At 63.0% G+C, this 17,437-nt stretch carries 17 protein-coding genes and 1 pseudogene; 7 read left to right on the top strand and 11 right to left on the bottom strand.

Annotated features, from left to right (window positions below; translation table 11 throughout):
• Positions 1 to 124 precede the first annotated feature (124 nt).
• Complete coding sequence (locus GGI48_RS13535; RefSeq protein ID WP_016966994.1) at positions 125 to 508, bottom strand: PaaI family thioesterase; 384 nt, start codon at positions 506 to 508, stop codon at positions 125 to 127.
• Positions 508 to 2,832 carry a Tex family protein gene (locus GGI48_RS13530; protein WP_179598703.1) on the bottom strand — a complete coding sequence of 775 codons (2,325 nt, stop codon included), beginning with the start codon at positions 2,830 to 2,832 and terminating at the stop codon, positions 508 to 510. The genes GGI48_RS13535 and GGI48_RS13530 overlap by 1 nt, the downstream gene beginning before the upstream one ends.
• 359 nt (positions 2,833 to 3,191) lie before the next feature.
• Between GGI48_RS13530 and ompR the strand changes: the two genes are divergently transcribed.
• A complete protein-coding gene (ompR, locus tag GGI48_RS13525; protein WP_016966992.1) occupies positions 3,192 to 3,932 on the top strand; it encodes a two-component system response regulator OmpR in 741 nt (246 codons plus the stop codon).
• A 105-nt stretch (positions 3,933 to 4,037) separates the two neighbouring features.
• Positions 4,038 to 5,351: an ATP-binding protein gene (locus GGI48_RS13520; protein ID WP_016966991.1), complete on the top strand. Its 1,314-nt coding sequence runs from the start codon at positions 4,038 to 4,040 to the stop codon at positions 5,349 to 5,351.
• Positions 5,352 to 5,437: 86 nt separating this feature from the next.
• Here the strand turns inward: GGI48_RS13520 and rimK are convergent, their stop codons facing one another.
• The 3 genes from rimK to GGI48_RS13505 all read right to left on the bottom strand — a co-directional run bounded on the left by rimK (position 5,438) and on the right by GGI48_RS13505 (position 7,619).
• Positions 5,438 to 6,343 carry a 30S ribosomal protein S6--L-glutamate ligase gene (gene rimK, locus GGI48_RS13515; RefSeq protein WP_007931744.1) on the bottom strand — a complete coding sequence of 302 codons (906 nt, stop codon included), beginning with the start codon at positions 6,341 to 6,343 and terminating at the stop codon, positions 5,438 to 5,440.
• Positions 6,340 to 6,756 carry an ATP-dependent zinc protease gene (locus GGI48_RS13510; RefSeq protein ID WP_374046134.1) on the bottom strand — a complete coding sequence of 139 codons (417 nt, stop codon included), beginning with the start codon at positions 6,754 to 6,756 and terminating at the stop codon, positions 6,340 to 6,342. The genes rimK and GGI48_RS13510 overlap by 4 nt, the downstream gene beginning before the upstream one ends.
• An 83-nt stretch (positions 6,757 to 6,839) precedes the next feature.
• On the bottom strand, positions 6,840 to 7,619 hold the full coding sequence (locus GGI48_RS13505) for an EAL domain-containing protein (RefSeq protein ID WP_179598701.1): 780 nt from the start codon (positions 7,617 to 7,619) through the stop codon (positions 6,840 to 6,842).
• A gap of 115 nt (positions 7,620 to 7,734) precedes the next feature.
• On the opposite strand from GGI48_RS13505, the gene GGI48_RS13500 reads away from it, so the two are divergent.
• Positions 7,735 to 8,139, top strand: a complete 405-nt coding sequence (locus GGI48_RS13500; protein ID WP_016966989.1) for an RNA-binding S4 domain-containing protein — start codon at positions 7,735 to 7,737, stop codon at positions 8,137 to 8,139.
• A gap of 78 nt (positions 8,140 to 8,217) precedes the next feature.
• Here the strand turns inward: GGI48_RS13500 and GGI48_RS13495 are convergent, their stop codons facing one another.
• Positions 8,218 to 9,030 (bottom strand): phosphatase PAP2 family protein, encoded by an 813-nt coding sequence (locus tag GGI48_RS13495; RefSeq protein WP_179598699.1) that lies wholly within the window; start codon positions 9,028 to 9,030, stop codon positions 8,218 to 8,220.
• Positions 9,031 to 9,129: 99 nt separating this feature from the next.
• Between GGI48_RS13495 and hslO the strand changes: the two genes are divergently transcribed.
• Both hslO and GGI48_RS13485 read left to right on the top strand, forming a co-directional pair.
• Complete coding sequence (hslO, locus tag GGI48_RS13490) at positions 9,130 to 10,032, top strand: Hsp33 family molecular chaperone HslO (protein ID WP_016966988.1); 903 nt, start codon at positions 9,130 to 9,132, stop codon at positions 10,030 to 10,032.
• A gap of 179 nt (positions 10,033 to 10,211) precedes the next feature.
• Entirely contained in the window at positions 10,212 to 11,756 is a 1,545-nt protein-coding gene (locus GGI48_RS13485; protein WP_179598697.1) for a phosphoenolpyruvate carboxykinase, read from the top strand.
• A gap of 72 nt (positions 11,757 to 11,828) precedes the next feature.
• On the opposite strand, the gene GGI48_RS13480 is transcribed toward GGI48_RS13485, so the two are convergent.
• The 5 genes and pseudogenes from GGI48_RS13480 to GGI48_RS13460 form a co-directional block, all read right to left on the bottom strand.
• Positions 11,829 to 12,107, bottom strand: coding sequence for a hypothetical protein (locus tag GGI48_RS13480; RefSeq protein ID WP_179598695.1), 279 nt, complete (start codon positions 12,105 to 12,107; stop codon positions 11,829 to 11,831).
• Positions 12,108 to 12,382: 275 nt separating this feature from the next.
• Positions 12,383 to 12,479: pseudogene (locus tag GGI48_RS13475) on the bottom strand (EamA family transporter); the annotation flags it as partial.
• Between the two features lie 62 nt (positions 12,480 to 12,541).
• Entirely contained in the window at positions 12,542 to 13,813 is a 1,272-nt protein-coding gene (locus GGI48_RS13470; protein WP_179598693.1) for a type II toxin-antitoxin system HipA family toxin, read from the bottom strand.
• A complete protein-coding gene (locus tag GGI48_RS13465) occupies positions 13,810 to 14,304 on the bottom strand; it encodes a helix-turn-helix domain-containing protein (RefSeq protein ID WP_179598691.1) in 495 nt (164 codons plus the stop codon). Before GGI48_RS13465 ends, GGI48_RS13470 begins: the two co-directional genes overlap by 4 nt.
• Positions 14,305 to 14,439: 135 nt before the next feature.
• The gene (locus tag GGI48_RS13460; protein WP_179598690.1) at positions 14,440 to 14,793 is read right to left on the bottom strand and encodes a DUF1493 family protein; all 354 of its coding nucleotides are present in this window, start codon (positions 14,791 to 14,793) and stop codon (positions 14,440 to 14,442) included.
• A gap of 233 nt (positions 14,794 to 15,026) precedes the next feature.
• On the opposite strand from GGI48_RS13460, the gene GGI48_RS13455 reads away from it, so the two are divergent.
• Both GGI48_RS13455 and GGI48_RS13450 read left to right on the top strand, forming a co-directional pair.
• Positions 15,027 to 16,199 carry a YfaP family protein gene (locus GGI48_RS13455; RefSeq protein ID WP_179598688.1) on the top strand — a complete coding sequence of 391 codons (1,173 nt, stop codon included), beginning with the start codon at positions 15,027 to 15,029 and terminating at the stop codon, positions 16,197 to 16,199.
• A gap of 67 nt (positions 16,200 to 16,266) precedes the next feature.
• A complete protein-coding gene (locus GGI48_RS13450; protein WP_179598686.1) occupies positions 16,267 to 17,397 on the top strand; it encodes a polysaccharide deacetylase family protein in 1,131 nt (376 codons plus the stop codon).
• Positions 17,398 to 17,437 lie beyond the last annotated feature (40 nt).

Below are 17,437 nucleotides of genomic sequence, written 5' to 3'. Positions count from 1 at the left end.
TTTGAGTCAAGCCGACTCGCTTGAAAACGCCAATCCTTCATCCCTGAATCTGGCTTTAGCGCGGGCAAAAAACTCCGACGCCGCTTTCGCAGCGCCGAAATTAACCCAAATTCATGACGGGGAGCTATAGGACCGCGAAGGTGCCTTGTGCTTTTGCGACCAGTTTGTCGCCCTGGATCACGTCCGCTTCCACCACCAGGGTGCGGCGGCCGGGGTGGATCACCTTGGCCCGGCACAGCACTTCACCCTCGGCCACAGCGCGGATGTAGTTGATCTTGCATTCGATGGTGGCGCTCTGCTGGTCAAAGCCGTGGGTGCTGGAACAGGCCAGCCCCATGGCAATGTCCACCAGGCTGAAGATCGCCCCGCCATGGAGCTTTTGCCCGCGATTGCGCAGTTGTGGGGTCAGCTCCAGGGCGACGTCCGCCTCGCCGGTTTCCAGGCGTTGCAGACGGCAGCCGAGCAATTGGCTGAAGGCGCTTTCGGTCAGGCCGGCGGGGATTTCCATCAGCGCTTCTTCAACTGCTTGGCGTTGGCGAACAGCGAGGCCATGGCGTTGTTGCTCGGTGCCGCCGCGGTAGTTTCCTTGCGCGGTGCGCTGCCCTGGGACGAGCGCGGCGCCGCACCCGGACGGGAGCCGCGAGCGCCGTCGATCTTCTCGCCCGGGGTGTCGCTCATGCGCATCGACAGGCCCACGCGTTTGCGCGGAATGTCGACTTCCATGACCTTCACTTTCACCACGTCACCGGCCTTCACCGCCTCACGCGGGTCCTTGATGAACTTCTCCGACAGCGCCGAGATGTGCACCAGGCCATCCTGGTGCACGCCGATGTCGACGAAGGCACCGAAGTTGGTGACGTTGGTCACCACGCCTTCGAGGATCATCCCCAGTTGCAGGTCCTTGAGGTCTTCCACGCCATCCTGGAACTCGGCGGTCTTGAACTCCGGGCGCGGGTCGCGGCCGGGTTTGTCCAGTTCCTGCAGGATGTCGGTGACGGTGGGCAGACCGAAGGTTTCGTCGGTGAATTTCTTCGGATCCAGGCGCTTGAGGAAGCCGCTGTCGCCGATCAGCGAGCGGATGTCGCGGCCGGTGTCGGCGGCGATGCGCTGCACCAGTGGGTAGGCTTCCGGGTGCACCGCCGAAGCGTCCAGCGGGTTGTCGCCGTTCATCACGCGCAGGAAGCCGGCGGCCTGTTCGAAGGTCTTTTCACCCAGGCGCGCGACCTTTTTCAGCGCGGCGCGGGTCTTGAACGCACCGTGCTCGTCGCGGTGGCTGACGATGTTCTGCGCCAGGGTCGCATTGAGGCCGGAGATCCGCGCCAGCAGGGCCACGGAGGCGGTGTTGACGTCGACGCCGACGGCGTTCACGCAGTCTTCCACCACGGCGTCCAGGCCGCGGGCCAGTTTCAGCTGCGACACGTCGTGCTGGTACTGGCCGACACCGATGGATTTCGGATCGATCTTCACCAGTTCCGCCAGCGGGTCTTGCAGGCGGCGGGCGATGGATACGGCGCCGCGGATCGACACGTCCAGGTCCGGGAATTCCTTGGCCGCCAGTTCCGAGGCCGAGTACACCGATGCACCGGCTTCGGAAACCATGACCTTGGTCATCTTCATGGCCGGGTATTTCTTGATCAGTTCGGCGGCCAGCTTGTCGGTCTCGCGGCTGGCGGTGCCGTTGCCGATGGCGATCAGGTCCACCGAGTGCTTGGCGCACAGCGCGGCCAGGATGCCCAGGGTCTGGTCCCACTTGTTGTGCGGCACGTGCGGGTAGACGGTGGCGTGGTCCAGCAGCTTGCCGGTGGCATCCACCACCGCCACCTTGCAGCCGGTGCGCAGGCCCGGATCCAGGCCCAGGGTGGCGCGCGGGCCGGCCGGAGCGGCCAGCAGCAGGTCGTGCAGGTTGTGGGCGAAGACGTTGATCGCCTCGGTTTCCGCGTTGTCGCGCAGCTCGCCCAGCAGATCGGTTTCCAAGTGGGTGTAGAGCTTGACCTTCCAGGTCCAGCGCACCACTTCACCCAGCCATTTGTCGGCGGGGCGGTTCTGGTTCTGGATACCCACGTGCTGGCCGATCATGCCTTCGCAGGGGTGCATGGTGCCCGGCAGTTCGTCACCGACTTTCAGCGCGGAGCTGAGAATGCCTTCGTTGCGGCCGCGGAAAATCGCCAGGGCGCGGTGCGACGGCATGCTTTTCAGCGGTTCGTCGTGTTCGAAGTAGTCGCGGAACTTGGCGCCTTCTTCTTCCTTGCCCGCCACCACGCGGGCGCTGAGGGTGGCTTCCTGCTTGAGGAAGTTACGCAGCTTGTCCAGCAAACCCGCGTCTTCGGCGAAGCGCTCCATGAGGATGTACTTGGCGCCTTCCAGGGCGGCCTTGACGTCGGCCACGCCTTTGTCGGCGTTGACGAAGCGGGCGGCTTCGGCTTCCGGAGTCAGGCTTGGGTCGTTGAACAGGCCGTCCGCCAGCTCGCCGAGGCCGGCTTCCAGGGCGATCTGGCCCTTGGTGCGGCGCTTCTGCTTATAAGGCAGGTACAGGTCTTCGAGGCGGGTCTTGGTGTCGGCCAGCTTGATCTCGCGAGCCAGCTCCGGGGTCAGCTTGCCCTGCTCTTCGATGCTGGCCAGGATGCTGATCCGCCGTTCGTCGAGTTCTCGCAGGTAGCGCAGGCGCTCTTCCAGATGACGCAGTTGAGTGTCATCGAGGCTGCCGGTGACCTCTTTCCGGTAACGGGCGATGAAGGGCACGGTGGAGCCTTCATCCAATAGAGCGACGGCCGCTTCGACCTGTTGTGGGCGTACACCGAGTTCCTCGGCAATGCGGCTGTTGATGCTGTCCATAAAACCACCTGACAAATGTGTGAAAGCAGGCCCGCGGGCACGAAAATAAGGCCCGGCGAGTCTGGTTGAGCGGCCTGGCACGCGCCGCCACCTGGATCAAAAGGCTGGCTGTTGACCCGTGAAATCGAAAAAATACTGCCGGCCCAGGCAAATAAAAAAACGGCCGCAGGCGTACTGATCAGATATTGCCCAACACAAAAGGCGGCGCATTATACCCAGCGTTAGTCGTTGCGGGGTGATCGCCAGCCTCAGGCCGACAGCGGGTTTGCTGGCGATAGAGGAAAAATCTGCTAACAATGCACACGGTGCGTATAACGGCAGCTACGCCATAATGCGCACCGAGATTAGAGGAGCATCCAATGAGCAGCACTGCACAAACTGCTGAAGGCGAAAAAATTCTTATTGTTGACGACGATCCGGGGCTGAGCAGCCTGCTGGAGCGTTTTTTCGTCAGCAAGGGCTACCGTGCCCGCGCGGTGCCGAACACCGAGCAAATGGACCGTCTGTTGGGTCGCGAAGTGTTCAACCTGGTGGTCCTCGACCTGATGCTGCCCGGCGAAGACGGCCTGACCGCCTGCCGCCGACTGCGCAGTGCCAACAACCAGATTCCGATCATCATGCTCACCGCCAAGGGCGACGAGCTGAGCCGCATCAAGGGCCTGGAGCTGGGCGCCGACGATTACCTGGCCAAGCCGTTCAACCCAGACGAGCTGATGGCCCGGGTCAAGGCCGTGCTGCGTCGCCAGTCGGCTCCGGTGCCGGGCGCGCCGGGCAGCGAAGACGAAAGCGTGACCTTCGGTGACTACGAACTGTCCCTGGCCACTCGCGAACTCAAGCGTGGCGATGAAGTACACATGCTCACCACCGGTGAGTTCGCGGTACTCAAGGCGCTGGTGATGAACGCCCGCCAGCCGCTGACCCGCGACAAACTGATGAACCTGGCCCGTGGCCGCGAGTGGGATGCCCTGGAGCGTTCCATCGACGTGCAGATCTCCCGCCTGCGGCGGATGATCGAGCCTGATCCTTCCAAGCCGCGTTATATCCAGACCGTCTGGGGCGTGGGTTATGTCTTCGTGCCGGATGGCACCGCGACCAAGTGATAGGTGATTTGTAGGAGCGAACGCCCGGGCCGGTAACGACCCGGGCGTTCGCATTCCGCAACTCTGCGAGCGCGAGTCGCTCCTGCAAAGTGTGTAGTGGCTGTTATGAAAACCCCGCTGTGGTTCCCCCAGAGTTTCTTCTCTCGCACCCTGTGGCTGGTGCTGATCGTGGTGCTGTTTTCCAAGGCATTGACCCTGGTTTATCTGTTGATGAACGAGGACGTGCTGGTGGACCGGCAATACAGCCACGGCGTGGCCCTGACCCTGCGCGCCTACTGGGCCGCCGATGAATCCAACCGCGACCAGATCGCCGAGGCCGCCGGCCTGATCAAGGTGGTGGGCAGCGGCGTGCCGGCCGGCGAGCAGCACTGGCCCTACAGCGAGATCTACCAGCGGCAGATGCAGGCCGAGTTGGGCGCCGACACCGAAGTGCGCCTGCGCATGCATGCACCGCCGGCGCTGTGGGTGAGGGCGCCGAGCCTGGGGGATGGCTGGCTCAAGGTGCCGCTGTATCCGCATCCGCTGCGGGGGCAGAAGATCTGGAGCGTGCTGGGCTGGTTCCTGGCCATTGGCCTCTTGTCCACCGCCTCGGCGTGGATCTTCGTCAGTCAGCTCAATCAACCGCTCAAGCGCCTTGTCTACGCCGCTCGGCAACTGGGCCAGGGGCGCAGCGTGCGCCTGCCGATCAGCGATACGCCGAGCGAGATGACCGAGGTCTATCGCGCCTTCAACCAGATGGCCGAGGATGTGGAGCAGGCCGGGCGCGAGCGCGAGCTGATGCTGGCCGGGGTGTCCCATGACCTGCGCACGCCACTGACCCGCTTGCGCCTGTCCCTGGAGTTGATGGGCGCGCACACTGACCTGACCGACGACATGGTGCGGGATATCGAGGACATGGACGCCATTCTCGATCAGTTCCTGGCCTTCATCCGCGACGGCCGCGACGAGTCGGTGGAAGAGGTGGACTTGAGCGATCTGGTGCGCGAGGTGGCCGCGCCCTACAACCAGAACCAGGAGCGGGTGCACCTGCGCCTGGAGCCGATCCAGCCGTTCCCGCTGCGCCGGGTATCGATGAAGCGTCTGCTCAACAACCTGATTGGCAACGCCTTGAATCACGCCGGCACGGATGTCGAAGTGGCGGCCTATGTGTCCGGTGACACCAATGCGCCGTATGTGGTGCTGAGCGTGATGGACCGCGGCGCTGGGATCGACCCTTCGGAGCTGGAAGCAATCTTCAACCCCTTCACCCGTGGCGACCGTGCCCGAGGTGGCAAGGGCACCGGCCTGGGCCTGGCCATCGTCAAGCGGATTGCCGCCATGCACGGCGGTAACGTCGAACTGCGCAACCGCCCGGATGGCGGGCTTGAGGCGCGAGTGCGCCTGCCGCTGGGACTGCTGCTGCCACGGGATGCAGACTAAAAGCAGCGGCAAGCTTCAAGCGGCAAGCTGCAAGTGGGAGTTAGCGCTTCTACTTGCTGCTTGAAGCTGGAAACTTGCCGCTGCGTTTATCCTTTGCCCTTGGTCCGGGTCATGTTCGGCCCGCCATTTTTCTCGATGTGCTCGATGATGATCCCCGCCACGTTCTTGCCGGTGGTGGTCTCGATGCCTTCCAGGCCCGGCGAGGAATTGACTTCCATCACCAGCGGCCCGTGATTGGAGCGCAGGATATCCACCCCCGCCACGCTCAGGCCCATGACCTTGGCCGCCCGCAGCGCGGTCATGCGTTCCTCTGGGGTGATCTTGATCAGGCTGGCGCTGCCGCCGCGATGCAGGTTGGAGCGGAACTCCCCCGGCTTGGCCTGGCGCTTCATCGCCGCGATCACCTTGTCCCCCACCACGAAGCAGCGAATGTCGGCGCCGCCGGCTTCCTTGATGTATTCCTGGACCATGATGTTCTGCTTCAGGCCCATGAAGGCCTCGATCACCGACTCCGCCGCGGTGGCGGTTTCACACAGCACCACGCCGATGCCCTGGGTGCCTTCCAGTACCTTGATCACCAGGGGCGCGCCGTTGACCATTTCGATCAGGTCGGGAATGTCGTCCGGCGAGTGGGCAAAACCCGTCACTGGCAGGCCGATGCCACGCCGCGACAGCAGTTGCAGCGAGCGCAGCTTGTCCCGGGAGCGGGCGATGGCCACCGACTCGTTGAGCGGGAAGACTCCCATCATTTCGAACTGGCGCAGCACCGCGCAGCCATAGAAGGTCACCGAGGCACCGATCCGCGGGATCACTGCATCGAAGCCTTCCAGGGGCTTGCCGCGATAGTGGATCTGCGGCTTGTGGCTGGCGATGTTCATGTAAGCGCGCAGGGTGTCGACCACTACCATTTCATGGCCACGCTCGGTGCCGGCTTCGACCAGACGACGAGTGGAATACAGACGCGGGTTACGCGACAGCACAGCGATCTTCATGCAACACCTGTGGCAGAGGTAGTGGATACCGGGAACACCGGTTTGTCTTGTACGTACTTGATGCCCGGATTGACCACCAACTGGCCGTCGATCAGCGCCTTGGAACCCAGCAGCAGGCGATAGCGCATGGCCTTGCGGCAGGCGAGGGTGAACTCCACCCGCCACACGCGATCGCCCAGGGCCAGGGTGGTGCTGATCACATAGCGCACCTGGGCCTGGCCGTTGGAGCTTTTAATGGTCTTCATCGCCACCAGCGGCGCTTCGCAACGCCGATGACGCAACTGCACCACGCTGCCCAAGTGGGCATTGAAGCGCACCCACTGCTCACCGTCGCGCTCGAAGGGCTCGATCTCGGTGGCATGCAGGCTGGAGGTACTGGCCCCGGTATCGATCTTGGCGCGCAGGCCGGCCACTCCCAGATCAGGAAGCGCCACCCACTCGCGCAGACCGACAACGGTCAAATGGTCAAAAGTCTTCAAATAGGGGAAATCCGCAATTAGCTTTTCCAGGCCGCGGCCGGAACCTCGGCCAGGGCTTTGAATGCAGGTTTGGCGAACCAGTAACCCTGCATCAGGTAAATTCCACAGTCACTGAGAAAGTCTCGCTCACCGGCGCTTTCAATGCCTTCGGCGATGACTGTAACGCCCAACTCCGCACAGATTGTGACAATCCCGCGAACGATCGCCTGGCGCACGCGATCCTGGTCGACATCGCGAATAAGCGCCATGTCGAGCTTGATCAGGTCGGGTTGGAAATTCGCCAGCAAGTTCAGCCCCGAGTACCCCGCGCCGAAGTCATCGATGGCGGTCTTGAAGCCGAATTCGCGGTATTCACGCAGAATATGGGTCAAATGGCGACTGTTATCTATGTGCTGGCTTTCCAGGGTTTCGAAAATCAGCCGGTCCAGGGGAAAGTCATGGGCGCGGGCGGCTTCCAGGGTGGTGCGGATGCACAGTTCCGGGCGGTACACGGCATTGGGCATGAAGTTGATCGACAGGTGGCTTTGCATGCTCAACTGCGCGGCCGTGGTGATGGCCAGGGTCCGGCAGCGCTGGTCGAAGCGATAGCGGTTGCTGTCGTCGACCTGGTCCAGCACGGTGTGGGCGCCCTCGCCATTGATCCCGCGCACCAGGGCTTCATGAGCAAAGACCGAGCGGTCGCGCAGATCGACTATGGGTTGATAGGCGAAGGAAAAATCGAAGCCCAGCGGCTGGCTTTGCTGGCAGCCTTCGCAGCGGTTGCCGGGCGAGGTCAGGGATGTGGGGAAATCAGTCACGGGGACTCCTCGCGTATCAGGACGCAACCTGGGTTATTTTAGTTGAGCGGCAGGGTATATGAGAGCCCGCTTGCAGGCTCTAGAGTTGCGACATTTTTCAGCAAGAGGAATTCCAGTGGCGCACAAGCAGGAAGAAGAGGACAAGGTTCGTCTGGATAAATGGCTGTGGGCGGCGCGCTTCTACAAGACCCGCGCCCTGGCCAAGGCGGCCATCGAAAGTGGCAAGGTGCATCACCGTGGCGAACGCTGCAAGCCGGGCAAGGAGCCGCGGGTCGGCGATGAGTACCAGATTCGCGCCGGCTTTGACGAGCGCACCGTGGTGGTCCAGGCCCTGTCCATCGTCCGTCGTGGCGCGCCCGAAGCGCAGACGCTCTACACGGAAACCGAAGCCAGCATCGCCAAGCGTGAAACCGCGGCGGCCCAGCGCAAGGCTGGCGCCCTGGGGGTCAGCACCGACGGCAAACCGAGCAAGAAACAGCGCCGTGATCTATTCAAATTCCACGGCAGCAGCCACGAATGAAAGCGTAGGAGCCGGCTTGCCGGCGAAGGCGTCCTTCGAGGGCCCATTCGCCGGCAAGCCGGCTCCTACAAGGTCTGATCAGCGCAGCAGGCTGCTGGCACGGACCACGTTCATGCGCGAGAGCACCGGCATCCGGGTCATCAGCTTGAACAGCGGGTGCGTCAGGCGCAGCAGGAAGTTCGACATCCGCGCCGCATACGGCGTGTAGTAGCCCCAGCCCAGGGCCAGCACCGCCAGCAGCACGCCGCCGATGTAGTCGTCCTGGCCCCAATGCGCGCCTGCCACCAGGCGCGGCATCATGAACAGCAGGGTCAGGCCCCAGACGATCAGGAACTGGCCGACGCTGCGGCTGAAGATCCCCATGAACAGGCCCCAGATCAGTAGCACCGAGGCATGGTCGCCGGGGAAGCTCTGGCTGGAGCGGTCCTTGAGCTCCCAGGTTTTTTCCCAACCCGGGAAGTAGTCGCTCATGTGCACGGCGCCTTCAAGCACCATGGACGGGCTGTTGTGTTGCCAGTTCATGACGGCCACCAACTTGGAAAACAGCGCGCGAATCACCACCATAAGAATCAGGATCGACAGGAAGCCGAAAAACGCCCGGCGCACGTCCACTGCCTTGAACACCCAGTCACCGCGAATCAGCAGGCCGAGCATGATCAGCCCCACCACGATATCGAAGGGGCGCAGGCTGGCCACGGCCCAGATGTGCAGCCAGGTGGGGTTGGTTGCCAGGGGAGTGTTGAGGTGACGGAACAGCCACTCGTCGAACATCAGGCAGTACATCTGCCCGGTCGGCCACAACCAGAATCCCAGCAGGGCCAAAGGGAGTAAATTGCACAGAACCAGCTTGCCGAGGTTCCACCTTGCTTGGAACAAACCCGGATTGTTCATAAAATATCTCCAATCACCGCAAAAACTGCACCCTTATGGTGCAAAACCGTAATTTTCGGTGCTTGTAACCTTTTTGTCATCATTCAGATACCCAGACCTATGACTGATTTGCCGGATACCGACTTCACTCAACGCTTCATCTTTGATGAGAGCGACGCCCGCGGCGAGCTGGTGGCGCTGGAGCGCAGTTACGCTGAAGTCCTCGCCAAACACGCCTATCCCGAGCCGGTGGCACAGCTGCTCGGCGAGCTGATGGCGGCGGCGTCGTTGCTGGTTGGCACCTTGAAGTTCGATGGCTTGCTGATTCTCCAGGCCCGCTCCGAAGGCCCGGTGCCGTTGCTGATGATCGAGTGCTCCAGCAACCGCGAAATCCGCGGCCTGGCCCGCTACGACGCGTCGCAGATCGCCCCTGACGCGACCCTTGCCGACATGATGCCCAATGGCGTCCTGGCCCTGACCGTGGACCCGACCCAGGGCCAGCGTTACCAGGGCATCGTCGACCTGGACGGCGCCACCCTGGCCGAATGCTTCACCAACTACTTCGTCATGTCGCAGCAGACCGGCACCCGTTTCTGGCTTTACGCCGACGGCCGCAATGCCCGCGGCCTGCTCCTGCAACAACTGCCTGCCGACCGCCTGCGCGATCCGGAAGAACGCGAAGCCAACTGGCAGCACCTCACTGCCCTGGCCAGCACTTTGACCGCCGATGAACTGCTGAGCCTGGACAACGAAACCGTGCTGCACCGCCTGTACCACGAAGAAGCCGTGCGCCTGTTCGACGTGCAACCGCTGCGCTTCCGCTGCAGCTGCTCCCGCGAGCGTTCGGGCAATGCGCTGGTCAGCCTGGGGCTCGAAGATGCTCAGGAGCTGGTGGTGGAACATGGCGGCAGCATCGAGATCGATTGCCAGTTCTGCAACGAGCGCTACCTGTTCGATGCCGCCGATATCACGCAATTGTTTGCCGGTGCGGGCGTCGACACGCCGTCAGATACTCGTCACTAAAACGGTTCAGCGCAGGTAAATCACCTGGCAAACGCCGGAATTACGCCGTACTGACGGGAGGACCCTACTATTTTTGGGCTTTTCTGGCATAATCCGGCGCACTTTTTTCGCGGTAGTAGTGCGCGAGTTTCTACTACAAAACGTTTGGAGCACTCGGCCACTGGCCGACGGGGAACCTCATGACGCAAGCCAATAACGCCGTGTACACCGATCTGAGTGTGGATGATCTGGTCAAAGAAGCCCTGAACCGCGGTGAGGGCGAACTGGCCGATACCGGCGCTCTGGTGGTTCGCACCGGTCATCGTACCGGCCGTTCGCCAGTGGACCGTTTCATCGTTGAAGAGCCCACCACCCAGGACGCTATCGCCTGGGGCCCGATCAACCGCAAGTTCCCGGCGGCCAAGTTCGACGCCCTGTGGGACCGCGTTGAAGCCTACCTGGGCGAGCGCGAGCGTTTTGTTTCCCACGTGCATGTAGGTTCCGATCCGGCGCACTACCTGCCAGTGAAAATGACCACCGAAACTGCCTGGCACAACCTGTTCGGCCGTTGCCTGTTCATCAACCCCGAGCAGTACAACGCCGGTGGCAAAGACGAGTGGCAGATCCTCAACGCCCCGAACTTCGTTTGCGAGCCTGAGCGTGACGGCACCAACTCCGACGGCACCGTGATCCTCAACTTCGCGGCCAAGAAAGTGCTGATCGCCGGCATGCGCTACGCCGGTGAAATGAAGAAAGCCCTGTTCTCCGTGCAGAACTTCCTGCTGCCAGCTGCCGACGTGCTGCCAATGCACTGCGCCGCCAACATGGGCGAAGAAGGCGACGTGACCCTGTTCTTCGGTCTGTCGGGCACCGGCAAGACCACTCTGTCCGCCGACGAAAGCCGTTACCTGATCGGTGACGACGAACACGGCTGGGGCGTGGGCGTGGTGTTCAACATCGAAGGCGGTTGCTATGCCAAGTGCATCGACCTGTCGGAGAAGAACGAGCCGGTGATCTGGAAAGCCATCCAGCACGGCGCCGTACTGGAAAACGTGGTGATCGACCCGGTCACCAAGAAAGCCGACTACTCCGACGACAGCCTGACCCAGAACAGCCGCGCCGCTTACCCGCGCGAGCTGATCGAAAAACGCGCACCGAAAAACCTCGGTGGCGAGCCTAACGCGGTGATCTTCCTGACCTGCGACCTGACCGGCGTACTGCCACCGGTGTCGATCCTCAGCGAAGAACAAGCCGCCTACCACTTCCTGTCCGGCTACACCGCTCTGGTGGGCTCGACTGAAATGGGTTCGGGCTCGGGCATCAAGTCGACCTTCTCCACCTGCTTCGGCGCCCCGTTCTTCCCGCGTCCGGCCGGCGAATACGCCGAGCTGCTGATCAAGCGCATCCGCGGCTTTGGCTCCAAGGTCTACCTGGTCAACACCGGCTGGACCGGCGGTGGCTACGGCGTGGGCAAACGCTTCAACATCCCCACCACCCGTGGCGTGATTGCAGCGATCCAGAGCGGCGCGCTGATCGGTGCCGAGACCGAGCACCTGGACATCATCAACCTGGACGTGCCCAAAGCCGTACCGGGCGTCGAAACCGGCCTGCTCAACCCACGCAACACCTGGGCTGACAAAGCTGCCTACGACGAAGCCGCCAAGGCCCTGGCCGGCCTGTTCATCGAGAACTTCAAGAAGTTCGACGTGAGCGACGCGATCAAGGCGGCAGGTCCTAAGCTGTAAGCTTCGACCTGCGATGAAAAAGCCGCCCTTCGGGGCGGCTTTTTTGTACCTGCTATTTGAGATCGGAGCGGCTCAGGGCATGCGCAAGTGGGCGTGTTCCAACAGATCACAGCCGTCCTGCACCAACAGATAAAGCGCGTTGACGACATGGGTGGTGTCTTTGCTGTCCGCCTGATCAAAGCTCAGGCAGGTGAGGGTTTCCAGTAAGTCGGAGGCCGCCCGTAGGCGTTGTCTTGCGCAGCTATGCAGGTCCAGGGCATCGGCCTGAGTATCGATTACTAGGGTCGCAGTGTTGGTGAAATTGCTCTTGAGCGGTTGATAGCGGGTTCGATCAAGGTTCATTGCGTTCATGGGATGGGTCACTTTAGGTCTTAAACGGATGCACTCGTGAGGTGTAGTGCGTTTTGCTGTTCTCGGGTGACCAAGCCCGCTCGCTGAAATTTTCAGCGATGTCCGAACTATAGGCTCGATCGCTCAGGGGGCTCCATCAGCCCAATTCGACGCACTCTGTAGGGCAGGTCTTTTATCGGCTGCGAATAGCCGTTCGCTTCACGTCTTCAGGTGCAACACCAAGGCCCCCAGCAACACCAGCACCACGCCGGTCACTTGCACCGCCGTCAGCCGCTCCTTGAAGAACACCGCACGTTTCACGCCCACGGCGCGGACGTTGAGCCCCACGAGAAAATCAGTGCCGCCCCACAGGAGGGCGGCGAGCAAGCCCATCAATACGTCCACTGACTGTCCTTGTCGATTGACGGGTTGGCGGAGCCCAACGGCCGTGCTGTTTACTGCTGTGCGAGTCGAAACGCCGGGGCCATGCGTTCTTGTTCACGCCGTGACAGCCCAAGGGCCTGGGCCAGGGTGGGCCATTGGCGAACCACGCTCTGGCAGTGTTCGATGATGCCTTCCGCCTCTGCACGACCGAGGCGGAAATAGGCCGCTACTTCCCGTGCCAGTTCAAGGTCCAGTGCATTGTCGGCTTCGCTGATGTTGAGTTTCAGCCCGCTGGCGTGGGCGCAGGGGTTCATGTCGTAGGCCGGGGACAGGCGCCAGCCGCGCCCGGGTTCGAGCATGAAGCCATGGTTGCGCAGGTGGTCGTCGCTGTTGGACACCAGCAGGTTGAAGACCATGCGCGACCACAGTTCACGCAGATCGGCACGGGTTTGCGCGCCATGGGCGATCAGCACTTCGGCCAGTTCCAGGTAGCTGGCGCCGGTGGAGGCGTCGTCGCCGTCGCTGCGATCGGTGAGGGTCATGGCCGAGGCAAAGTGCAGCCGGCCGCCCGCTTCGGTACGGTCGAAGCGCTTGACCATGAAACAGTGCTGGTCGCTGGCGAAGCGCTGCGCCATGGCCTCGGGAACCCGCAAGCCGCAGTGGCTGGCCAAGGCGTTGAGGAGCATCTCCCAGGCGCCGACGTCATGTTCGTCGCGGACGCTGGGAAACTTGGCGATCCACAGGTGGCCCTTGTCGTCGGCGACGCTGGCTTTGGGGCGGGCGCCGCCCAGTGATCCCCCCGGGGCGATCAGCATGCGCAGCCATTGGCCGCCGTCGGCGGCGCTGTTGTGCGGATCCTTTTCCAGGGCGCGGCTGGCCTGTTCCAGGGCCCGCAGTTCGACGAAGGGTGGCGCCGCGAGGCCGTCGCGATCGTCCAGGAACGGGCCTTGGTCATCGAGGCGGTAACGCAGGGCGCCGACGCGATACAGATCGTGCACGCCCAGCAGCAGGTCGGCGTCCTGCAGGCGGGTGCCGGCGGGCGCCAGGCCTTCGCGGATGTCCCGTTCCAGCCGGCGTTGCATCAGCAGATGGCCCCAGCGATCGGGGCTTGAGTCGGCAAACACGCCAAAGCGGTTTTGCTGCTGGCCGCTGAATTGCCGGCCGGCGAATCGCCCGATGCGCGGGTCCAGGGCAATGCGGGTCAGCTCGGGATCGAGCAGCGCGGCGGGGTCATATTCGAACTCGAAGACGCTGGCAGCGCGGACGGTCCCGACATGCAGCCAGCCCAGGCGCCTTGGCCCGCCCAAGGATTGCCAGTCGGCATAGACGGCGATCAGGGTCATGGCTCATCCATCCTTGGCGCGGGCTTTTTCGTGGGCTGCAGCAGGCTGCTCAGCGACTGGGTATTGATCGGAAAGTCCGCCGAGGGCGGCGCTGGGGGGGGCGGCTCGGCCGCGGCTTCATGCAGGGTCAGGCCGGCAGCAGGCGACTTGGTCGAACGCAGGCTGGGGGCGCGGCGTGCTTTGCCTGGTGCGTTGTTGTCTCCCGGCAAGAGCCGGGCATCTTGCAGCTGGCGGCCCAGCTCATCGCGGGCTGCCAGTTGCTCCAGGTCCTTTTCCAGCCCCAGCACCTGCATCACCGACAGGTACGCACCCATGGTCACGCCGGACCCGCCCGATTCCAGGGAGCGCAGTGTGGTCAGTGACATGCCCGCGCGTTCGGCCACTTGCTTGGCGGTCAGCTTGCGCCGCAGTCGAGCCAGTTTCAGGCGTTCGCCAAAGGCATCCAGCAGCTTGCTTGTGGCGGGCAGGAGTGGGGCGGTCTTCTTAGCCATGTGCCATTATTCCTGGGCTTTGTTGCTAGAACTGCCAGAATATTAGCACTTATATTCGGGTGTGCCAGTTTGTTCCCTGGCGGGTCGGGCTGTTGCCGCGAATGTTGTTCGGCGGTGAATTTGACCCTGCCGGGGTCAGAGCGCTTCCAGCACCCGGGTATCCCAGCGCTGTTGCCTGATCGCCTGGTACAGCATGCCGATGGTCAGCGGCACCTTGTCGCCCCGGCCCTTGGCCCGGCGTTTCTGAAACGGGTCGAAGCCTTCTGGCTGGAAGTAGCGATAGCTGTCGAAGTCGACAAAATCGATGCCGAACTGCTCCTCCAGGGCCTGCAGCAAATGCCGGGCGTCGGCGCCGTCGCAGCCCAGGTCGAGGTTGATGGCGGTGCTCAGGCGCAGGGTCTTGCGTTCGGGCAGGCCGATTTCTTCGTGCAGCAACTGCAGCAGTTGGCGCATGGCGAGGTCGTCGGGAAAACCGGGGGCCAGTTGCATGGTCGGGTTCACTTGCGGGGGTTTGAGAGGAGGCAGTGTACGGCGATTCTCCGGCAGTGTTGTACCTCAACGGACGGCCGTGCAAACCGCTCATTGCCAGATGGCGTCAGGGTCTTTTCGCCCGCTATTTCCCGGCTTGGACCGAGCATTGCCGGGCAAAACTGTGTATGGTTCGCCGCTGGCTGGTGGGCCGGGACAGAGGCCCGGTCACCCTTATCTACAGGGATTTTGTTATGGCTTTTTTTCGCCTCGCGGCGCTGTTGTGGCTAGGGATGCTGGCGGGCTCGGTACAGGCTCAGGCGTTGTCGATTCAGGTGCTGGACGCGCTGGCCAAGGGCGCGCCGCTGGCCAATGCCCAGGTGCAGCTGCAACAGGGCACGACTCAGGTTGCAGGCAGCACCGACGCCCAGGGCCGGGTCACCCTGACGGCCCAGGTGGCCGATTCTCCGGCCAGTGAGTTGCTGATCCGTAAAGCCGGCTACGCCGACCTGCGGGTCAAGTGCCCGTGCCAGGGGTTGAATTACGCCCTGAGTCCGCTGCTGGACAACCCGGAAAGCCTGCGGATAGTGCTGAGCTGGAGCGCGCCGGGGGAGGACCTCGATGCCCATCTGAGTTATCCCCACAAGCTGTTGTACTTCGCCACCGGCAAGGGGCCCGGAGCTCGCCTGGAATCGGACAGCAGCGACAGCAGCCGGCCGGAAACCATCACCATCGACCAGCGTGTGCCGGGCGACGCCTACGTTTTTGCCGTGCACGACTTCACCAACAGCACCACCTACGAAGCCTTGCGCCTGGGCCGCAGCCAGGCGCGGGTCTTTGTCTATAAAGGCGCTGCGCTGATCCGCAGCTACCGCGTGCCGCAGAACCGCAAGGGCAATCTGTGGGTGGTGTTTCGCCTGACCGCCGATGGCCGTTTGCAGGACATCGATCGGCTGCTGCTAGGCAGCGAGGAGCCGGAATCGGTCATGAGCGCGCTCGACCCGCTGCTGGAAACTACCAAGTCCATCGATGAAGTGGTGGGCAAGGACTTCGGGCCGGTGGATGCCAAGAGCCTCAACCTCAAGGGCGAGGAGTCCTACCGCAAGGGCGATTTCGGCGGGGCGCGGATCTTCTACAGCGAAGCCATCGAGCTCGAGCCGGGCTTTGCCCAGGCCTACAGCAACCTGGCCCTGGCCAATCGCAAGAACAGTCGCCCCGACGACGCCATCGCCGCGGACCGCAAGGCCATCGCCCTGGCCAGCGGCCCGGCCGCATCGACCATTCGCGCCAGTGCCTACTACGACATGGCGCGTATCTACGAGGACGCCGGGCAGTTGGACACGGCGCTGGAGCACTACCAAAAAGCCCGGGAGCAGAAGGCCAACCCGGTGTACGACAAGGCCATAGAGCGGCTGCAAAACCGCTGAGCACACAGGCAGACGTTATCTCCACAACGCGCCGGCAGTGGCGCGTTGTGCATTTATGGAGGTTGATATGCGATTTCGTGTTTTCCCCTGGTTGCTGGCGCTGTGCCTGTCCGGCGGCGTGGCCCAGGCGGCCGGGCCGCAGATGTTCGCCACCATCGACCGCAGTGGCTGGCCGAAAGCCCTGACCCGTACTGAGGATTTCGACACGGCGTCACGGGGCGAGATTCTGATGTTCGGCAAGGCCCTGCTGGACAGTGAAGCCTTGGACGAGCCGGCCCTGAAGCAGCGGCTGGGCGTCAGGCAGCTGGACCTGAAATCGGTGAATCAGGTGCGTCAGCGCTTCTGGGAACTGTTGCTGAACAACTATCGCCTGGCCAGCCAGGACTGCGAGGGCATGCCGTTCTGCCTGCCGGTGCGCAACCTGGGTGAGCTGCGGCAGTTGGTGGCCAGCCTCACCGCAGGCAGCAAGGCCAGCTATGAGCGCTGGGCCGAGGCCAGCGCGGTGTTTCACCAGCAGTACCTGAACGAGCAGTTGCGTTTGGCGGCGCTGTTTCCCACGGTCAGCAGCGAGATCCAGCGTATGGATCCGGCGGAGCAGTTGGGGGACGAGCTGGCGGACCGGCAGTTTCTGCTGACCTTCGATGACGGCCCGAGTGCGCGCGGTGGTCGTACCGACCCATTGATCGATGTGTTGCGTGCCCAGGATCTGCACAGCCTGTTCTTTGTGCTGGGGGACTCGTTCCAGGCGCGCCTGAGCCAGTCCTCGGCCTTGCAGATGCGCGAGCTGTATGACGGCCAGTGCGTGGGCATACACGGCTGGGAGCACAAGTCCCACGCCTCATGGCGCGAGTGGCAGAACTCGGTGATCCACAGCGCCAACCTGGTCAATCGCACGCTGGCGGACCAGTACCAGCCCGTGTTTCGCCCGCCCTACGGCCAGCGCCGCAGCGACAGCGCCGGGTTCTTCAAGGCTCAGGGGTTGCAACTGATGCTGTGGAACATCGACTCCCAGGACTGGAGCAAGAAGGTCAGCGCCACGGCCGCCACCCAGCGGGTGCAGACCCTGATGCTGCTCTGGCGCCGCGGCATCATTCTGTTTCATGACACCCACGCCAAGGCCGTCCAGGCGGTGCCGGCACTGCTTGAGGCCAATCGGCACAACGGCGTGCAATGGCTGGACTGTCGGAGCCTGCGTTAGGTCCTGCTGTCTCCTTTGCCGATCAGCCGGTTCCTGCGGA

This window comes from Pseudomonas protegens (assembly GCF_013407925.2).
Taxonomy (GTDB): Bacteria; Pseudomonadota; Gammaproteobacteria; order Pseudomonadales; family Pseudomonadaceae; genus Aquipseudomonas; species Aquipseudomonas fluorescens_AP.
Note: the sequence above shows the minus strand (reverse complement) of the source record. Positions and strands in the feature narration are given on the sequence as shown.